We start from the raw sequence: 20,056 nt of genomic DNA, 5'->3' as shown, positions 1-20,056 counted from the left end.
TCGGGGCTAGCGTCGTCGCATGACCTCGAGCGAGGTGCGCACGGCGGGCGAGCGCACGTTCCTGCACGTGCTCGTCAACACGGCGATGGCCAACGTCACGACGAGCTTCCTGTGGTTCGCGCTCACCTTCTGGGTCTACCTCGAGACGCGCTCCGTGCTCGCCACCGGCATCATCGGCGGCGCCTACATGCTGTTCGTCGCGGTCGGCAGCATGCTCTTCGGCTCGATCGTCGACCACCACCGCAAGCTGCGGGTGATGCTGCTCTCCGGCACGCTCACGCTCGGGGCCTTCGCGCTCGCCGGAGCGATGTACCTGCTGCTGCCCGAGTCGGCGCTGCTCGACCTCGCGGCGCCGTGGTTCTGGCTGTTCACCGCGGTGATCCTCGGCGGCGCGGTCGTCGAGCACATGCGCAACATCGCCCTGTCGACCATGGTCACGATGCTCGTGCCCGACGCGCGGCACGCCAACGCGAACGGCATGGTCGGCACGGTGCAGGGCATCGCGTTCATCATCACGAGCGTCTTCTCCGGGATCGCGATCGGGCAGCTCGGCATGGGCTGGACCATCGCGATCGCCGTCGCCCTCACGGCCGCGAGCCTCGCCCACCTGCTGACGCTGCGCGTGCCGGAGGACGTCGTCGCGCTCGACGCCGACGACACGGTGCGCGGCATCGACCTGCGCGGCTCGGTGCGCGCGGTGCTCGCGATCGGCGGCCTGTTCGCGCTCATCGTGTTCTCGACCTTCAACAACCTCATCGGCGGCGTCTACATGGCGCTCATGGACCCGTACGGGCTCGAGCTGTTCAGCGTCGAGGTGTGGGGCATCGTCGTGGGCGTCTCGGCCACCGGCTTCATCATCGGCGGCATGGTGATCGCGAGGCTCGGGCTCGGCAGGCGCCCGATCCGCACGCTGCTGATCGTCGTCATGATCATGGGCGCCCTCGGGGCGCTCTTCACCATCCGCGACTGGTGGTGGCTGTACGCCCTCGGCATCTGGGCGTACATGTGCCTCATCCCGGCGGCCGAGGCCGCCGAGCAGACCATCATCCAGCGCGTCGTGCCGCTCTCGCGGCAGGGCCGGGTCTTCGGCTTCGCGATGGCGTTCGAGGCGGCGGCGGCGCCGGTCACCGCGTTCCTCATCGCCCCGATCGCCGAGTTCTGGATCATCCCGTGGGCACGCTCCGACAGCGGCGCCGCCGCGCTCGAGCCGGTGCTCGGCACGGGCGAGGCGCGGGGCATCGCGCTCGTGTTCCTCATCGCGGGAGCGATCATGGTCGTCGCGTCGGCGCTCGCCTTCCTCACCCGCTCGTACCGCGTCATCAGCGCCTCCTACGAGGCGGCCGCGCCACCCGAGGCGGTCGAGGGCGCGGATGCGCGGGGTGGGCCGGCCGGGGCGGTCGCGCCCGGCGCGGTGCGGGCGGGGGATGCGTCGGCACCGCCCGCAGCTCAGGCGTCCGGCGCGGTGAGCGACGGCGGCAGCGCGGCGGAGCCCAGGTAGGCCGACCGCACCGGGGCGGGGGAATCGACCGCGGTGGCATCGCGCACCGGCACCGGCGATGCCTCGTCGACGAAGCGCCGCAGCCGATCCCAGCCGAGCACGGCGGCCGGCGGCGGCCCGGTGCGCACCCGCTCCCGCACCGCGTCGAGCGGCAGCGGCGCATCGCTCGCGAGCAGCACCGCGTTGCTGTGGCGGGCGCCGGCGAGCGTCGAGCCGGTGGTGACGAGCGCGACGTGGGCGAAGACGGCCCGCAGCGTCGCGAGCTGACCGCGGAGGAACCGCAGCGGCGGGCCGTCGGCCGAGTTCACGACGAGCGCGCCGCCGGGCTCGAGCGCCGCCCGGGCCGCTGCGAAGCACTCGAGCGTCGTGAAGGGCGCCGGCACCCGCCCCGCGCCGAAGACGTCGATGGTCACGAGCGCGACCGGCGCGGCGACGCGCTCGAGCACGGCGCGCCCGTCGCCGACGACGACGTCGATGCCCGCCGGCAGCGGCGCCGCCTCGGCGACGAGCGCGACGATGGCAGATTCGAGCTCGACCACCGTCTGCCGCAGGTGCGGCAGCGCCTCCTGCAGCGCCCGCGGCAGCGCTGCCGCGCCGCCGCCGAGGTGGAGCGCCGTGCCGCCGCGGGAGGCGGCCAGCGACTCGGCTGCGGCCGCGAGCATCCACCGGTGCGAGGCGTGCCGGGGCGGCGCGCCTGCGGCGCCGAGGTGCGACTGCTCGATGCCGTCGATCACCAGCACGAGTCCGTGCGCGTCGGCGACCAGCCGGGCCTCGAGCCCGTTCGAGAGCGTGCGGGCCGTCACCGCCGGCGCCCGCGGCTCACGCGGCCTGCTCGCGGCGGCGCCAGCGCACCTCGACCACCCGGCGCGCCGAGCGCGTGCACGGCGTGCACGCGTAGCGGCCCCTGGGGGCCCGGAAGCGCACGTGCTCGTGGCCGCCGGGGCACGAGCCCACCCAGCCGGCGCGCTCCGCGGCGATCTCGCCCTGGTGCGTGCGCCCGCCGACGTAGCCGAGCTCGCGCGCGGTGCGCTCCCAGCGCGGCCCGTGGCCCGCGCCCGGCCCGACCATCGCGTGGGCGACCTCGTGCAGGAGCGTCTGATGCACCTCGTCGTCGTCCCAGCGCGCGGCGAGGTGCCGCGAGACCGTGATGCGCCGGTGCGTGTAGTCCGTGAGGCCCGCGCGCTTCGCGGCGCGGTCGAAGGCGAAGCTCCAGCTGTCGTCGAGGTGCAGCCGGATGAGGGCCTCCGCCCAGATCCGCACCCGATCGAGATCAGCCATCCGCTCCTCCTCCAGCCCCGCGCCCGGGAGCGAGCATGCCAGCCGGCGCCCACGCCGCGCCAAGCGGCCGCGGACGCCTGTGGACGGTGGGCGTCAGCGCCCGCCCCAGATGGGGTGCGAGGCGCGCGGCACATCCTGGTCGGCCCGCAGCGCCTCGGTCTGGGCGCGGTCGGTCGCGACGAGCAGCGCGACCTCGGCGGCCTCGAGCTGCTCGGCCGGCAGCTGCGCCTCGCGGCACAGCTCGACCGCGACGGTGAAGTCGACGAGCGACTCGTGCCACTGCTCGAGCGCGAAGTGCACGGTGCCGCGCTGCTGCAGCGCGTGCGCCCAGAGCTCGACCCAGTCGTTCGAGCGCGACTCGGCGATGATCGCCGTGCACTCGCGCAGCGCCGTGCGCAGGTCGCCGCGGGTCTGCACGACCGATGCGCGCAGCAGCCGCGCCTCGGCCACCCGGTCGCGCGAGCCCGAGGCGCGCGCGAGGGTCACCGCCTCGCTCGCCGCCGCGAGCGCCTCGTCGAGCCGGCCGATGCTCTCGAGCAGCCAGGCGCGCTCCGACACCGCGGCGAGCGAGCGCTCGCGGCCGAGCTGGCGCAGCCTGCGGGCCGCGGCCCCGACGTCGACGGCGTTCCGCAGCGCGGTCTGGTCGTAGCCGATCGACTCGCTCATGCGGTCATCGTCCCGCACCGGGCGGCTTTCCCCGGGAGCCCGCCCCGCGAGCCGCGGAGCGCCCAGCACAACGCAAGCCCGCCGTCGACGATCAGCGGCCGCTGGAGCCACCGCCCGCCGAGGCGCGCTGAGCCGGCGCGCCGGGCTTGCGTTGTGCGCCGGGGCCGCGCGGCCTGCGCCCGGGAAGGGGCCGGATGCGGCGGGTCGCGTCAGCCGAAGACGCCGCGGCCGGGCGCGGGGCTCGGCGTCGCGTCGGCGTCCCGCGCCGGCAGCGCGCCCCCGAGGAAGCGGCGCAGCTCGGCGCCCGAGACGACCTTGCCCGGCAGCGGATCGCGCCGCAGCGCGCGGCCGATCGCGTCGAGGTCGGGCAGCGCCGCGCCCGCGACCGCCACGACGTTGCCGAACCTGCGGCCCTTGAGCATGCCGGGATCGGCGAGGGCGGCGACCTCGCCGTGCACCTCGTGCAGCGCCGCGAGCTGGCGCTTGGCGAACGCGAGCGTGCGGTCGTCGGCGATGTTCACGACCACGACGCCGTCGGGCGCGAGCAGGTCGCGCACGAGCGCGTGGAACTCGACCGTGGTCACGTGGGCCGGCGTCTGCGAGCCCGAGAAGACATCCACCACCACGAGGTCGGCGCTCCCGCGCAGCCCCGCGGGCAGGCGGCCGAGCTGCTCGCGGGCATCGCCGTAGCGCACGCGCACGCTCGCGCCGCGGGGGAGCGGCGCGACCTCGCGCACGAGCTCGACGAGCAGCGGCTCGAGCTCGATCACCTGCTGGCGGGAGCCCGGGCGCGTGGCGTCGACGTAGCGGGGGAGCGTCAGCGCACCGGCGCCGAGGTGCACCGCGGTGAGCGGGCCGGGCGGCAGCGCGTCGATGACGTGCCCGATCTGCTGCACGTACTCGTAGACGAGCAGCTCGGGCCGCTCGGGGTCGACGTGCGACTGCGGCGTGCCGTCGACGACGAGCTGCCAGCCGCCCGCGCCGGCGAAGCGCATCTCGGCGTGCAGGCCGCTCGAGAGCCGGCGACTGGGGGTCTCCACAGGCACCATTCTCCGCCCTCGCGGCGATCCGGGTCGCGCGCTAGCATCGTCGGACGCAGGGGCGAGAGCCGACACGCCGACCCGGCTGGACATCCGGGCATCCGCGGCGTATCGTAGCCATTTGCGCTCACAGACATCCCCTCTGCCTTCATATTGCGGTCGGCCTGCGCCCTCACAGGGCGCTTCAGGGTGTTGACGAGTCTCTCACCGACGACACGATCCCGGGAAGACCCGCAACCCTTCCCGGCCCGGAGGTATCTGCCTTGGCTGAACTGAGCCCCAAGACCGGTCGGAACGCAAGCCGACTGAGCTTCGCGCGAATCTCGGACACCCTGACCGTCCCCGACCTGCTGGCACTGCAGACCGAGAGCTTCGAATGGCTCATCGGCGACGCTGCCTGGAAGGCCCGCCTCGACCTGGCGAACGCCGAGGGTCGCGACGACGTCCCCGCGCACTCGGGCCTCGAGGAGATCTTCGAGGAGATCTCGCCCATCGAGGACCTGAGCGAGAAGATGCAGCTCTCCTTCTCGGAGCCGGTGCTCGACGTGCCCAAGTACACGATCGACGAGTGCAAGGAGCGCGGCAAGACGTACGCCGCGCCGCTGTACGTCTCGGCCGAGTTCATGAACCACGAGACGGGCGAGATCAAGTCGCAGACCGTCTTCATGGGCGACTTCCCGCTCATGACCGAGAAGGGCACGTTCATCGTGAACGGCACGGAGCGCGTCGTCGTCTCGCAGCTCGTGCGCAGCCCCGGCGTCTACTTCGAGCGCACCCCGGAGAAGAACTCCGACAAGGACATCTACTCGGCGCGCGTCATCCCCAGCCGCGGCGCCTGGCTCGAGTTCGAGATCGACAAGCGCGACGCCGTCGGCGTGCGCATCGACCGCAAGCGCAAGCAGTCGGTCACCGTCTTCCTCAAGGCGCTCGGCATGACCGCCGAGGACATCGCGCAGGAGTTCGCCGGCTACGAGTCGATCCTCGCGACGCTCGAGAAGGACGCGCCCATGTCGAAGGAGGACGCCCTCCGCGACATCTACCGCAAGCTGCGTCCGGGCGAGCAGGTCGCCGCCGAGGCCGCCCGTGCGCTGCTCGACAACTTCTACTTCAACCCGAAGCGCTACGACCTCGCGAAGGTGGGTCGCTACAAGATCAACCGCAAGCTCGGCATCGACGCGCCCATGAGCGACTCGGTGCTCTCGGTCGAGGACATCGTCGCGACGATCAAGTACCTCGTCGCGCTGCACGCCGAGGAGACCACGCTGCCGGGCGTCCGCAAGGGCGAGGCGGTCGACATCCGCCTCGACGTCGACGACATCGACCACTTCGGCAACCGTCGCATCCGCGCCGTCGGCGAGCTCATCCAGAACCAGGTCCGCACGGGCCTGGCCCGCATGGAGCGCGTCGTCCGCGAGCGCATGTCCACGCAGGACATCGAGGCGATCACCCCGCAGACCCTGATCAACGTGCGTCCCGTGAGCGCCGCGATCAAGGAGTTCTTCGGCACCTCGCAGCTGTCGCAGTTCATGGATCAGAACAACCCGCTCGCGGGCCTGACCCACAAGCGCCGCCTCTCGGCCCTCGGCCCCGGCGGCCTGAGCCGCGAGCGCGCCGGCGTCGAGGTGCGCGACGTGCACCCCTCGCACTACGGCCGCATGTGCCCGATCGAGACGCCGGAAGGCCCGAACATCGGCCTCATCGGCTCGCTCGCGACCTTCGCGCGCATCAACTCGTTCGGCTTCATCGAGACGCCGTACCGCCGCGTCGAGAACGGCATCGTCGGCGAGCAGATCGACTACCTGACCGCGTCGGAGGAGGACGAGTTCGTCGTCGCCCACGCGAACAACCGCCTCAACTCGAAGCAGCAGTTCGTCGAGGACCGCGTCGTCGCCCGTCGCAAGGGCGAGGAGGTCGAGCTCGTCGTCCCGACCGAGGTCGACTACATGGACGTCTCGCCGCGCCAGATGGTGTCGGTCGCGACGAGCCTCATCCCGTTCCTCGAGCACGACGACGCGAACCGCGCCCTCATGGGTGCGAACATGCAGCGCCAGGCCGTGCCGCTCGTGCGCTCCGAGGCGCCGTTCGTCGGCACCGGCATGGAGGGCTTCGCCGCGATCGACTCCGGCGACGTCATCACCGCCGACAAGGCGGGCGTCGTCGCAGAGGTCTCGGCCGACATGGTCTCGATCCAGCTCGACGAGGGCGGCACGCAGCAGTACTTCCTGCGCAAGTTCGACCGCTCCAACCAGGGCACGTCGTACAACCACCGCGTCATCGTCTCGGCGGGCGACCGCATCGAGGCCGGCGAGGTCATCGCCGACGGCCCCGCGACCGACCAGGGCGAGCTCGCCCTCGGCCGCAACCTGCTCGTGGCGTTCATGCCGTGGGAGGGCCACAACTACGAGGACGCGATCATCCTCAGCCAGAACCTCGTGAAGGACGACGTGCTCTCGTCGATCCACATCGAGGAGTACGAGGTGGATGCGCGCGACACGAAGCTCGGCAAGGAGGAAATCACCCGCGACCTCCCCAACGTCGGCCCCGACCTGCTCGCCGACCTCGACGAGCGCGGCATCATCCGCATCGGCGCCGAGGTCGTGCCGGGCGACATCCTGGTCGGCAAGGTGACGCCGAAGGGCGAGACCGAGCTGTCGGCCGAGGAGCGCCTGCTCCGCGCGATCTTCAACGAGAAGAGCCGCGAGGTGCGCGACACGTCGCTCAAGGTGCCCCACGGCGAGCAGGGCACGGTCATCGCCGTCAAGCAGTTCCGCGCTGAGGACGGCGACGACGAGCTGGGCTCGGGCGTGCACGAGAAGGTCGTGGTCTACATCGCGCAGAAGCGCAAGATCACCGAGGGCGACAAGCTCGCCGGCCGTCACGGCAACAAGGGCGTCATCGCGAAGATCCTGCCCGAGGAGGACATGCCGTTCCTCGCCGACGGCACGCCGGTCGACATCGTGCTGAACCCGCTCGGCATCCCGAAGCGCATGAACTTCGGCCAGGTGCTCGAGACGCACCTCGGCTGGATCGCGAAGACGGGCTGGAAGGTCGACGGCACGCCGGAGTGGGCGGAGGGTCTCGACCCACGCACGCTCGAGGCGCCCGCCGACACGAAGGTGGCCACGCCGGTGTTCGACGGCGCGACCGAGGAGACCATCATCGGCCTGCTCGACGCGACGCTCCCGACGCGCGACGGCCTCCGCCTCATCGACGGCACGGGCAAGGCCAACCTGCTCGACGGCCGCTCGGGCGAGCCGTTCCCGTACCCGATCTCGGTCGGCTACATGTACATCCTCAAGCTGCACCACCTGGTCGACGACAAGATCCACGCGCGCTCGACCGGGCCGTACTCGATGATCACGCAGCAGCCCCTGGGCGGCAAGGCGCAGTTCGGCGGCCAGCGGTTCGGCGAGATGGAGGTCTGGGCGCTCGAGGCGTACGGCGCTGCCTACACGCTGCAGGAGCTCCTCACCATCAAGTCGGACGACATCGTCGGCCGCGTGAAGGTGTACGAGGCGATCGTCAAGGGCGAGAACATCCAGGAGCCCGGCATCCCCGAGTCCTTCAAGGTGCTCATGAAGGAGATGCAGTCGCTCTGCCTGAACGTCGAGGTGCTGAACGCAGCCGGCGACGTCGTCACGCTGCGCGATGACGAGGACGAGGCCCTCCGCACGGCCGAGGAGCTCGGCATCAACATCTCCCGGCCGGAGATGTCGTCGATCGACGACATCTGATCCAGCAGCCGCAGACAGAACTTCGAAACAAGAGGGAAATGCATTGATCGACGCAACCACGTTCGATGAGCTGCGGATCGGCCTGGCAACGGCCGACGACATCCGGGGCTGGTCCTATGGCGAAGTGAAGAAGCCGGAGACCATCAACTACCGCACGCTGAAGCCGGAGAAGGACGGCCTGTTCGGCGAGCAGATCTTCGGCCCGAGCCGCGACTGGGAGTGCGCGTGCGGCAAGTACAAGCGCGTGCGCTTCAAGGGCATCGTCTGCGAGCGCTGCGGTGTCGAGGTCACGAAGTCGTCGGTGCGCCGCGAGCGCATGGGCCACATCGAGCTCGCCGCCCCCGTCACGCACATCTGGTACTTCAAGGGCGTGCCCAGCCGTCTCGGCTACCTGCTCGACATGGCGCCGAAGGACCTCGAGAAGGTCATCTACTTCGCCGCGTACATGATCATCCGGGTCGACACGGAGGCTCGTCACGAGCGCCTGCCGCAGCTCGAGCAGGAGCTGCGCCTCAAGGTCGCCGAGATCGAGAAGCGCCGTGACGCCGACATCGCCGAGCGCCTCTCGCAGCTGGAGGCCGACGTCGCCCAGCTCGAGGAGGAGGGCGCCAAGGCCGACCAGAAGCGCAAGGTCAAGGACGCCGGCGAGCGCGAGATGGCGCAGCTGCGCAAGATCGCCGACGACCAGATCGCCCACATGGAGCGCGTCTTCGACGACTTCCGCACCCTGAAGGTCGGCGACCTGAAGGCGGAGGACGCGGCGTACCACGACCTCACCGACCTGTACGGCGAGTTCTTCGAGGGCCACATGGGCGCCGAGGCGATCAAGCTGCGCCTGCTCGCCTTCGACCTGGCCGCCGAGGCCGAGGACCTGCACACGCAGATCGCCGAGGGCAAGGGCCAGCGCAAGATCCGCGCGATCAAGCGCCTCAAGGTCGTCAACTCGTTCCTGCAGACGGGCAACAGCCCGGCCGCGATGGTGCTCGACGTCGTCCCGGTGATCCCGCCGGAGCTGCGCCCGATGGTGCAGCTCGACGGCGGCCGCTTCGCGACGAGCGACCTGAACGACCTCTACCGCCGCGTCATCAACCGCAACAACCGACTCCGCCGCCTGCTCGACCTCGGTGCCCCCGAGATCATCGTGAACAACGAGAAGCGCATGCTGCAGGAGGCGGTCGACGCCCTGTTCGACAACGGCCGCCGCGGCCGTCCCGTCACGGGCACCGGCAACCGCGCGCTGAAGTCGCTCTCCGACATGCTGAAGGGCAAGCAGGGCCGGTTCCGCCAGAACCTGCTCGGCAAGCGCGTCGACTACTCGGGCCGCTCGGTCATCGTGGTCGGCCCGCAGCTGCAGCTGCACCAGTGCGGCCTGCCCAAGCAGATGGCGCTCGAGCTGTTCAAGCCGTTCGTCATCAAGCGCCTGATCGACCTGGGCCACTCCCAGAACATCAAGCACGCCAAGCGCATGGTCGAGCGGTCGAAGCCGCAGGTGTGGGACGTGCTCGAGGAGATCATCCGCGAGCGCCCCGTGCTGCTGAACCGCGCGCCCACGCTGCACCGCCTCGGCATCCAGGCCTTCGAGCCGCTGCTCGTCGAGGGCAAGGCCATCCAGCTGCACCCGCTCGTCTGCTCGGCGTTCAACGCCGACTTCGACGGCGACCAGATGGCCGTGCACCTGCCGCTGTCGGTCGAGGCCCAGGCCGAGGCCCGCGTGCTGATGCTCGCGTCGAACAACATCCTGAAGCCGTCCGACGGCCGCCCGGTGACGCTCCCGACCCACGAGATCGTCTCCGGCCTGCACCACCTCACCACGGTGAAGGCGGATGCGGTGGGCACGGGCCGCGCGTTCTCCTCGGTCGCCGAGGCGATCATGGCCATGGACCAGGGCTCCCTGGACCTCGGTGCCGTGGTGCGCATCCGCCTGTCGGGCCTGGTCTTCCGCGACCAGGACCGCCCGGAGGGCTTCGTCGACGGTGAGCCGTTCCTGCACGAGACGACGCTCGGCCGCGCGCTCTTCAACGAGCTGCTGCCGGACGACTTCCCGTTCGTCTCCGAGGTCGCGGCGAAGCCGGTCATCTCGCTCATCGTGAACGCGCTCGCCGAGCGCTACCCGAAGACCGTGGTGGCGGCGACGCTCGACAAGATCAAGGACGCGGGCTTCTACTGGGCCACGCGCTCGGGCATCTCGGTCGCGCTCTCGGACGTCATCACCCCCGCGCGCAAGGGCGAGATCGTCGCCGCCGCGGAAGAGGTGGCGCGCAAGGTGCAGGACAAGTTCGAGAAGGGCCTCATCACCGACGCGGAGCGTCGCGGTGACCTGACCGAGCTCTGGACGAAGGCCACCAACGAGGTGCAGAAGGCGACGCAGGACGCGTTCGACGAGGGCAACTCGATCTACCGCATGGTGACCGCCGGCGCGAACGGCAACTGGATCCAGGTGCGCAACATCACCGGCATGCGAGGCCTGGTGACGAACCCGAAGGGCGAGGTCATCCCGCGTCCGATCATCTCCTCGTACCGCGAGGGGCTGACGGTGGCGGAGTACTTCATCGCCACGCACGGCGCGCGCAAGGGCTCGGCCGACACCGCGCTCCGCACCGCCGACTCGGGCTACCTGACGCGTCGACTCGTCGACGTCTCGCAGGACGTCATCATCCGCGAGGACGACTGCGGCACGGAGCGCGGCCTCGACACCCCGATCGCCGAGCTGGTCGACGGCCAGCTGGTGCTGCACGAGAACGTGGAGTCCGCGGTCTACGCCCGCAACGTCGCCACGGACGTCGTCGCGGCCGACGGCACGGTGCTCGCCACGGCGGGCTCCGACATCGGCGACCTCGAGATCCGCGCGTTCATCGCCGCGGGCGTCGAGCAGGTCAAGGTGCGCTCGGTGCTCACGTGCGAGTCGGCGGTCGGCGTCTGCGCCCACTGCTACGGCCGCTCGCTGGCCACCGGCAAGCTCGTCGACATCGGCGAGGCGGTCGGCATCATCGCCGCCCAGTCGATCGGCGAGCCCGGCACGCAGCTCACCATGCGCACGTTCCACACGGGCGGCTCGGTCGGCGCGAGCGACATCACGCAGGGTCTGCCCCGCGTGACGGAGCTCTTCGAGGCCCGCACCCCGAAGAACTCCTCGCCGATCGCCGAGGCGGCCGGCCGGGTGCGCATCGAGGAGGACGAGAAGTCGAAGCGCGTCGTGCTCACGCCCGACAACGGCGACGAGGAGCTCGTCTACCAGGTGCTGCGCCGCGCAACGCTGGAGGTCGGCGACGGCGACCACGTCGAGCAGGGCCAGCAGCTGCAGGTGGGCTCGGTCGACCCGAAGGAGGTGCTGCGCGTGCGCGGCGTCCGCGAGGTGCAGAAGCACCTGGTCTCGGGCGTCCAGGACGTGTACCGCTCGCAGGGCGTGCCGATCCACGACAAGCACATCGAGGTCATCGTGCGGCAGATGCTGCGCAAGGTGACGGTCGTCGACCACGGCGAGACCGACCTGCTCCCGGGTGAGCTCGTCGACCGCTCGCGGTACAACGAGCTGAACCGCGCGGCGCTCACCGAGGGCAAGAAGACGGCCTCGGCCCGCCAGGAGGTCATGGGCATCACGAAGGCGTCGCTCGCGACGGAGTCGTGGCTGTCGGCCGCCTCCTTCCAGGAGACGACGAAGGTGCTGACCGAGGCGGCTCTGGCCGGCAAGCGCGACCCGCTGCTCGGCCTCAAGGAGAACGTCATCATCGGCAAGCTCATCCCCGCGGGCACCGGCCTGGCGCGCTACCGCGACGTCTCGGTCGAGGCCACGGAGGAGGCGAAGGCGGAGCGCTACCCGAACCGCCTGTTCGCCGACGCCGGCGGCGTGGACGAGTCCGACCTGTCCTACCTCGACTTCGACGCCTTCACCGGCGGCGAGCTCGGCGAGGAGCCCGGGCAGTACGTCTAGCCCGCAGTCGACGAAGGGGCCGCACCCGCGAGGGTGCGGCCCTTTCGTCGTGCCGAGGGCAAAACGGATGCGCGCGGTGCGGCGCGGGGGACGCCCGGCGCGCCGTGCCTACAATCGGCCGACGGCGCGGCACCGAGCCGCCTCAGGAGGTTTCACCATGAGCGACGAGCAGCCCACCTCGTGGCGCGATCGGTTCTTCGGCAGCGCATCGGCCAAGGAGCCCACCACCGGCGACACCGGCGCTGAGGCCGTCGAGCCCTCGACGAGCGAACCCGAGGTGCACCACTCGGCCGAGGACGCGCCCGACGACGCGGAGGTCGCGGCCACGTCAGTCTCCGAGCACGACGAGCACCAGCCGCTCGTGGAGCACGAGCCGGGCACCGACACCGCGCCGCTCGACACCGCGGCCGCCGACGACCGGGGCGACAGCCCCATCGAACCGACCGTGATCGCGCCCTCGACGCTGCGCGGCCCGTCGCACTCGGCCGCGGCGCCCGACGACATGGCCCGCACCGACGCCCACGAGGCGCACGGCGACGCGGCGGCCAGCTCGCTCGAGCAGCAGCCCGAGCTCGCCCCGCACGAGCCCGAGGGCCCGCGTGCCGCAGCCGCCGACGGCGACGACGCGTCGCGCGACGCGGGCGACGGCCCGCCGCCGCTCGTCGAGCCGCGCCGCCCGTCCTTCGGCCTGCGCCGCCACGCCGCCGGCACGGACGCCGGCGCTGCCGGTGACGTCGACGGCGACGGCACGCCCGACGGCGACCCCACGCCCGACGCCGACCGCGGCCACGCCGGCGCGCTCGCCGCGGGCGGCGTCGCCGCCGCCGGAGCCGCAGGCGCCGCCGCCGCTTCCCGCGACGGCCGCTCCGACCGCGACTTCGTCGAGCCGGAGCCGACGCAGGCGATGGACGCGCAGCACCGCGACGACCAGGCCACCCGTGCGATCGACACGCACGACGCCGACGGCGACACCCGCGTGCTCGAGCAGCAGCCGGGCGCCGACGAGCGCACGCAGCGCTTCGGCATCGTGCGCGACCAGGTGCCGGCATCGGCGATCGCGGTCGACGAGGAGACGGCGCGCGCCGCCTCGGGCGGCACGCCCATCGTGCTCGTCGAGGAGCCCGTGCCGCCGCGCCGCAAGGGCGCCCGCGGCGTCGGCTTCGCGGTCGCGCTCCTCGCCACGGCGATCTTCGCGCTCGTGTTCGCCGCCGCGTTCTTCGCGGTCGGCTACCTCTTCGACCGCGGCTTCGACGCGGCCGAGACGCTCGAGACCGTGTGGCTGCGTCCCTCGTTCCTCCTGCCGGTCATCGTCTTCTTCCTCGCCTACTGGCTGGTCACGCTCGTGGTGAACCGCGCGGGCTGGTGGGCGCACGTGCTGGGCGCCTTCCTCGTCGCGCTCCTCGTCTACGCCGCGCACATCGGCGGCGCCTACATGGAGGCGGAGGGCGGCTGGGAGAGCTACACGGCGCTCCCGGGCATCGACGCGGAGGAGCTGGGCCAGCTGATCCTGGCGCCCCTGTCGGTGCTCGCGTTCGTTATCGCGCGCGAGGTGCCGGTGTGGGTCGGCGGGATCGTCTCCCGCCGCGGCCGCCGCGCCCGCGAGTGGAACCGCCAGGCGATGGACGACTTCAACGCCGAGAACGCCGAGCGCCTCGCGGCGTACGAGCGCGCTCGGGCTTGAGCGCGCGACACACCGCCCAGACTCGAGGCTCCCTCATCTGACACAATGGCCGCGGTCACGCTGTGCAAGCGTGCCCTCAGGTTTCGGTCAGCGTTTCTCATAGGTGGGGGAGCCGGTCTTGCTCCGGTGGGTGAAGCACCACCGCAGGTCTGCGGCAGCGGGCGGTCTCGTCACCGCCGTCTCCGTCGCGCTCGGGATCCTCGCCTTCACGTACGACGGCTTCACGACCACCGACGTCGACCTCAACGACGGCGGCGTCTGGGTCACGCGCACGAGCACGCAGGAGCTCGGCCGCATCAACATCCAGGCCGAGGAGCTCGACGCGGGCCTGACGTCGCCGACGGCGACCTTCGACGTGCTGCAGGACGGCGACCGGGTCCTGCTCCACAACCAGGAGGCATCCGCCGCCCTCGTCGTCGACCCGCTGCAGGTCGCCACGGGCACGAGCGTGCAGCTGCCGCCGCAGGGCGAGATCGCGATGGGCGGCGGCATCGTCGCGATCCTCGACCCCGCCGACGGCTTCCTCTGGGCGATGCCCTTCGACGAGCTGGGCGGCTTCTCTGCCGAGAGCACCGACCCGATCGCCGAGCTCGGCGAGGGTGCCGCCGTCGCCGTGGGGCTCGACGGCACCGTGCACGCCGTCTCGCCCGGCGGCGCGCAGCAGGTCGCCGTGCCGCTCGAGGACGGCGTGCTCGACGAGCCGCGCTTCCGCGAGCGGGGCGAGCTGCGCGAGATGGCCGACCCCGTGGTCACCGCCGTCGGCGCCGAGCCGGTCGTGCTCGACGCGAGCACGGGCGCGCTGCTGCTGCCCGGCCGCGCCGTCGAGGTGCCCGAGGGCGCCGCGGTGCAGCTCGTCGGCGACGCGTCCGACCGCGTGGTCCTGTCGACCCCGACCCAGCTCATCCGCCAGCCGCTCGGCGGCGGCGAGCCCGAGGTCGAGGAGCACCCGGACGGCGGCGACGCCGTGCGCCCCGTGCAGCTCGACGGCTGCGTCTACGGCGTCTGGCCCGCCGCGGCCGACTTCGTGCGCGACTGCCAGGACGACGCGCGCGACCACCGCGTGCAGGTCGAGGGGATGGACGGCTCGCCCACCGTCTTCCGCGTCAACCGCGACGCGGTCGTGCTCAACCAGTTCGTGCAGGGCGCCTCGTGGATCCTCGCCGACACGCTCATCATGGTCGACAACTGGGACGACCTCGTGCCGCCCGAGTCGGAGGAGCAGTCCGAGGAGGAGGAGGACGAGTCGACCGAGGACCTCCTGACGAACCAGCCTCCGCCCGTCAACGAGGAGAACACCGCGCCGGTCGCGAACGACGACCGGTTCGGCGCGCGGCCGGGCCGCTCGACGATCCTGCCGGTGCTGTGGAACGACGTCGACGCCGACGGCGATGTGCTCACGGCCGCGGTCGCGGGTCCCCTCCCCGAGGGCGTGAGCGTCGCCCCGGTCGCCAACGACTCGCGGCTGCAGCTCGAGCTGCCGGCCGACTACGCCGGCGGCGGCTTCAGCTTCTCGTACGAGATCGACGACGGCCGCGGCGAGACCGACGAGGCGACCGTGGCCGTGCAGGTGCGCGCCCAGAGCGAGAACGGCGCGCCCGAGCAGCTGCGCGCGCAGGCGTTCGCCGTCGAGCAGGGCGGCGAGTACGAGTACCAGGCGCTCAGCGACTGGCTCGACCCCGACGGCGACGACCTCTACCTGCAGGGCGCCACCTCCGCCTCGGGCGACACGATCCAGACCGACCCGTCGGGCCGCCTCATCTACACGGCCACCGGCGACGTCGGCATCCAGGAGGTCGAGATCACGGTCTCCGACGGCCGCACCGACACGACGGCCGAGGTCACCGTCGACGTGCGCGAGCGCGGCGACGCGAACCCGCTCGCGAACGCCGACTTCATCACGACCATCGAGGGCCGCGAGGCCACGGTGCGCCCGATGCTGAACGACTTCTCGCCCTCGGGGCGGCCGCTGCGCCTCGCGTCGGTCGAGCCCGCCGAGGGGCTCGAGATGACCTGGGATGCGTCGACCGGCACGGTGCGGATCACCGGCGGCGCGGTCGGCACCCACTACTTCACCTACATGATCGCCGACGGCCCGCTGTCGAGCATCGGGCGCGTACGCGTCGACATCCGGACGCCCGACGACGAGGCGCGACCGGTCGCGGTGCGCGACATCGCGCTCGTGCCGCAGCAGGGCAGCGCCGTCGTCGACCTGCTCGCGAACGACGTCGACCCGGCCGGCGGCGTGCTGGTCGTGCAGCAGTTCACGATCGAGAACGCGGCGCCGGTCACGGTCGAGCTGCGCGATCGCCGCATCGTCAGCATCGTCGACAACCGCGGCCTCGAGAGCCCCTTCCAGTTCACCTACACCGTCTCGAACGGCCGCTACTCCGAGACCGGCACGGTCGAGGTGATCCCGGTCGCGCCGCCCGAGCAGCCGCGCGCGCCGAAGGCCGTCGACGACGCGGCGACCGTGCGCGCAGGCGACTACGCGACGGTCGACGTGCTCGGCAACGACTTCTCGCCCGACGGCACGCCGTTCGAGATCAACCCGCAGGTGATCGACACGAGCTTCGCCTCGGAGGAGGAGGGCGTCGCCTTCATCTCCGAGGGCAAGCTGCGCGTGCACGCGCTCGAGGGCGGGCCGACGCGCGCGACCGTCACCTACGAGATCCTCGACGAGCTCGGCAACCGCGACTCGGCGACGGTCGCGGTGACGATCGTGCCGCGCGAGGCCGAGCAGAACGCGCCGCCCGCGCCCGAGACGGTCACCTCCCGCGTGCTCGCCGGCGCGACCGTGCGCATCCCCATCCCGCTCGACGGCATCGACCCCGACGGCGACGGCGTCGAGCTCGTGGGCTACGACACCGGCCCCGACGGCGGTCGCGTGCTGCCCGAGGTCGGGCCCGACTACTTCGACTTCGAGGCGTTCCCCGGCAGCGCCGGCACCGTCGAGTTCACCTACCGCGTGCGCGACCGGTGGGGCGCCGAAGGCACGGCGACCGCGATCATCGGCATCGCGCAGGCCGCCGACGTGAACCAGACGCCGTTCGCGCAGACCGACCTCATCACCGTGCGCCCCGATCGCGCGATCGCCGTCCCGGTGCTCGAGAACGACTCCGACCCAGACCAGGACGCGCTGACGCTGCAGGTCGACGGGCTCGAGCTGCCCTCCGAGCTGCCCGACGCCGAGGTCAACACCGAGCGCAGCACCGTCGACCTGCGGTCGCCCTCGGCACCGGGCGACTACCAGTTCACCTACGGGGTGGTGGATGCGCGGGGCGCGAGCACGACCGGCACGGTGCTCCTGACGGTCGCCGAGGACGCGCCGCTGCAGCCGCCGGCCGCGCGCGACGACCCGCTGCCGCGCGACCAGGTCGAGCTCGACCAGGCCTTCGACGTGCCCGTGCTCGAGAACGACCTCGATCCCGACGGCGACCCGAGCGACCTCGAGCTGTCGATCGTCACGGGCGCGGGCCGCGTGGTCGGCGACATGGTGCAGGTCGTGCCCTCGGAGGAGTTCCAGGTCGTGACCTACCGCGTCACCGACATCGACGGGCTCGCGGCGGAGGCCTTCGTGGCCGTGCCGCCGGTGCGCGACCGGGCGCCGTACCTCGCATCGACGCAGCCGCTGCAGATCGGGTCGGGGCTCCCGCTCACCATCGAGCTGCGCGACGAGGTGACCGTGCCGAGCGGCGGGGCTCCGCGCATCACCTCCGGCGACACGGTCACGGCCGTCAACGCCGAGGGCTCGCTCATCGTCGACAACGACACGCTGCGCTTCCAGTCCCCGCAGGGCTACGTGGGCCCCGCATCCATCACCTTCGAGGTGACCGACGGCGACGGGCCCGACGACCCCGACGGCAACACGGCGATGCTGACGATCCCGATCGACGTGACCCCGTCGAGCGCGATCCCGCCGAGCTTCGCGGGCGCGGTCGTGCGCCCCGAGGCGGGCGAGCGCGCCGCGACGTTCGACCTGCTCGACGCCACCACCGACCCCGACGTCGGCGACATGGAGGCGATGCGCTTCGAGCTGCGCGGCGGCTCGATGCCCGGCGTGCAGCACTCGCTCGAGGGCTCGGTCTTCACCGCCTCCGCCGACCGCACGACCGCGCCCGGCACCACCGGCTCGTTCCAGATCGTGGCGATCGACCCGCTCGGCAACGAGGCGCCCGGCACCGTGGTCGTCGAGGTCGTCGCGACGACGAGGCCGATGGCGATCGCGCGGCCCGACACCGGCGAGGCGACGGCTGGCCAGCCCATCACCGTCGACGTGCTGCAGGACGACTTCAATCCCTACCGCGACGAGGGCGTGCCGCTCGAGATCCTCTCTGCCGAGCTGGTCGCCGGCCAGGGAGAGCCCTCGACCGACGGGAGGACGGTCACCGTCACGCCCGCGGCCGACTTCTCGGGCGTGCTGACCGTGCGCTACACGGTCCAGGATGCGACCGAGCGCGTCGAGCGGCAGGTGACCGGCACCCTCACGCTCAACGTCAAGGCGCGCCCGGACGCGCCCCCGAGGCCGAACGTCGACGCGGTCGGCGACCGGCAGGTGACGCTCACCTGGGCCGCGCCGCCGTCGAACGGCGCGCCCATCACCGGCTACGTCGTGGAGTCGACCGACGGCGCGGTCAGCTTCCCGTGCTCGTCCACGACCTGCACCGTCACCGGGCTGCAGAACAACATCACGTACACGTTCCAGGTGATCGCGCAGAACGAGGTCGGCGACTCCGACCCCTCCCCGGCTTCGAATGAGGCGCGCCCCGACCGGCGTCCCGAGCAGCCCGCACCTCCGGTGGTCGAGCGCGGAGACACGCAGGTGGGCCTGACCTGGACGCCGCCGGCGAACGGCGGCTCGCCGATCCAGCACTACGTCGTCGAGATCTCGCCGCCGGCGCCGGGCGGGGTCGTGCAGCAGCAGGCGGCGGGCACGAGCTTCACCTGGACGGGGCTCGCGAACGGCACGGCATACAGCTTCCGCATCCAGGCGGTGAACCTCGCGCCCGAGCCGAGCGACTTCTCGGCGTACTCCCAGCCGGTCACGCCCGCGGGCCCGCCCACCCAGGTGCAGCAGGTGTCGGCGAGCCCCGACCGGTCGATCCCGGGCGAGGTGCAGATCCAGGTGACGTGGCAGGCGCCGAACCCCAACGGCGCGACGATCGAGACGTACACGGTCACGCCGTCGAACGGCGCGGCTCCCGTGCAGGTCACGGGCACCTCGGCGAACTTCCGGTTCCCGGCGGCCGACGAGAGCATCTCGTTCACCGTCACGGCGACCAACGACGCCGGCACGAGCCAGCCATCGGCGGCATCCGCCCCCGTGCGCACCTACACGGCGCCCGACGCGCCGAGCGGCGTGAGCGCGACCGACGGCAACGGCGACTCGGTCGTCAACTGGACGCCGGGTGACCCGAACGGCCTGCGCTCGAACGAGATCCGCTTCGAGGTGCGCGGGGGCGGCGCGGGCGCCCAGTCGTTCGGCCCCGGCGGCACCTACACCGGCATGGACAACAACGGCGGTCCCTACACCTTCGAGGTGCGCGCCTACGCGATCGTCGACGGCGTCGAGTACTCGAGCGGCTGGACGGCCGCCGGCAACGTCGCGCGGCCCTACGGCGCGATCGGCAGCCCGTCGGCGAGCGGCAGCGGGCAGGTCGAGCAGGTGACCTTCCAGTGGAGCGCTCCCGCGCGGAACGGCCGGAACATCACCACGCGCATCCGCATCGACAACGGCAGCTGGCAGTCGGTGCGCAACAGCGACTCCATCACCGTCGGCGCCCGGGGCGGGCAGACCGTGCGGATCACCGTCGAGTCCTCGACCGGCGCCGACCCGACCGGGCACGGCGCGCAGACGACCACCGCGACCGCGCAGGCGACCGCCGAGGTGCGCCTCAATCCCCGGGTGACGCTGTCGAAGGGCGACATCGCCCACGCGGGTGGATCCAACCCGTGCGCGGGAGCGAATGGTGAGCCGTGTCGCTACTACCAGCTCAACTGGCAGGATCTCCGGCCCGGCAACTACCAGTTCAGCTGTCACAACACTGCATCCAACGGCGGTGCCCAGTTCCAGAGCGGCACCGTCAGCGTCGGATCGCTGAGCGGCTCGACGCAGAACCGCGCGAACGGCGACAAGATGTGCTACTCCGGCTTCGCCGGTGACGCCTGGATGCAGATCAGCGGCGGCCCCGACAACGTCAACCTCAGCACGCCCCGAGTGCGGTGGCCGTGATC

At 72.0% G+C, this 20,056-nt stretch carries 9 protein-coding genes; 5 read left to right on the top strand and 4 right to left on the bottom strand.

Annotation, left to right across the window (positions count from 1 at the left end):
* The first annotated feature begins 19 nt into the window (after window positions 1-19).
* Window positions 20-1,498: an MFS transporter gene (locus tag AC1RNL_RS01490; protein ID WP_492934221.1), complete on the top strand. Its 1,479-nt coding sequence runs from the start codon at window positions 20-22 to the stop codon at window positions 1,496-1,498.
* On the opposite strand, the gene AC1RNL_RS01485 is transcribed toward AC1RNL_RS01490, so the two are convergent.
* The 4 genes from AC1RNL_RS01485 to AC1RNL_RS01470 all read right to left on the bottom strand — a co-directional run bounded on the left by AC1RNL_RS01485 (window position 1,447) and on the right by AC1RNL_RS01470 (window position 4,491).
* Complete coding sequence (locus AC1RNL_RS01485) at window positions 1,447-2,301, bottom strand: spermidine synthase (RefSeq protein ID WP_492934220.1); 855 nt, start codon at window positions 2,299-2,301, stop codon at window positions 1,447-1,449. The two genes, AC1RNL_RS01490 and AC1RNL_RS01485, sit on opposite strands and share 52 nt — an antisense overlap.
* A gap of 16 nt (window positions 2,302-2,317) precedes the next feature.
* On the bottom strand, window positions 2,318-2,776 hold the full coding sequence (locus AC1RNL_RS01480; protein ID WP_128188743.1) for a SprT-like domain-containing protein: 459 nt from the start codon (window positions 2,774-2,776) through the stop codon (window positions 2,318-2,320).
* Window positions 2,777-2,869: 93 nt separating this feature from the next.
* On the bottom strand, window positions 2,870-3,442 hold the full coding sequence (locus AC1RNL_RS01475) for a hypothetical protein (RefSeq protein ID WP_128188742.1): 573 nt from the start codon (window positions 3,440-3,442) through the stop codon (window positions 2,870-2,872).
* 209 nt (window positions 3,443-3,651) lie between these two features.
* The gene (locus AC1RNL_RS01470) at window positions 3,652-4,491 is read right to left on the bottom strand and encodes a spermidine synthase (protein WP_492934219.1); all 840 of its coding nucleotides are present in this window, start codon (window positions 4,489-4,491) and stop codon (window positions 3,652-3,654) included.
* Window positions 4,492-4,745: 254 nt separating this feature from the next.
* Between AC1RNL_RS01470 and rpoB the strand changes: the two genes are divergently transcribed.
* The 4 genes from rpoB to AC1RNL_RS01450 all read left to right on the top strand — a co-directional run bounded on the left by rpoB (window position 4,746) and on the right by AC1RNL_RS01450 (window position 20,054).
* Window positions 4,746-8,216, top strand: coding sequence for a DNA-directed RNA polymerase subunit beta (gene rpoB, locus AC1RNL_RS01465; protein ID WP_492934218.1), 3,471 nt, complete (start codon window positions 4,746-4,748; stop codon window positions 8,214-8,216).
* Window positions 8,217-8,259: 43 nt separating this feature from the next.
* Window positions 8,260-12,144 (top strand): DNA-directed RNA polymerase subunit beta', encoded by a 3,885-nt coding sequence (gene rpoC, locus AC1RNL_RS01460; RefSeq protein WP_146355723.1) that lies wholly within the window; start codon window positions 8,260-8,262, stop codon window positions 12,142-12,144.
* A 157-nt stretch (window positions 12,145-12,301) separates the two neighbouring features.
* On the top strand, window positions 12,302-13,825 hold the full coding sequence (locus tag AC1RNL_RS01455) for a hypothetical protein (RefSeq protein WP_492934217.1): 1,524 nt from the start codon (window positions 12,302-12,304) through the stop codon (window positions 13,823-13,825).
* A 118-nt stretch (window positions 13,826-13,943) separates the two neighbouring features.
* Complete coding sequence (locus AC1RNL_RS01450; protein ID WP_492934216.1) at window positions 13,944-20,054, top strand: Ig-like domain-containing protein; 6,111 nt, start codon at window positions 13,944-13,946, stop codon at window positions 20,052-20,054.
* Window positions 20,055-20,056 lie beyond the last annotated feature (2 nt).

The organism is Agrococcus sp. GW821-FHT14H11 (genome assembly GCF_058803545.1).
This window is presented reverse-complemented; position numbering and strand designations above follow the sequence as displayed.

Excerpts from the sequence above, each read along its gene's own strand:
- AC1RNL_RS01490 (WP_492934221.1), top strand. The coding sequence starts at position 20 with ATGACCTCGAGCGAGGTGCGCACGGCGGGCGAGCGCACGTTCCTGCAC.
- AC1RNL_RS01480 (WP_128188743.1), bottom strand. The coding sequence starts at position 2,776 with ATGGCTGATCTCGATCGGGTGCGGATCTGGGCGGAGGCCCTCATCCGG.
- AC1RNL_RS01475 (WP_128188742.1), bottom strand. The coding sequence starts at position 3,442 with ATGAGCGAGTCGATCGGCTACGACCAGACCGCGCTGCGGAACGCCGTC.
- AC1RNL_RS01470 (WP_492934219.1), bottom strand. The coding sequence starts at position 4,491 with ATGGTGCCTGTGGAGACCCCCAGTCGCCGGCTCTCGAGCGGCCTGCAC.
- AC1RNL_RS01455 (WP_492934217.1), top strand. The coding sequence starts at position 12,302 with ATGAGCGACGAGCAGCCCACCTCGTGGCGCGATCGGTTCTTCGGCAGC.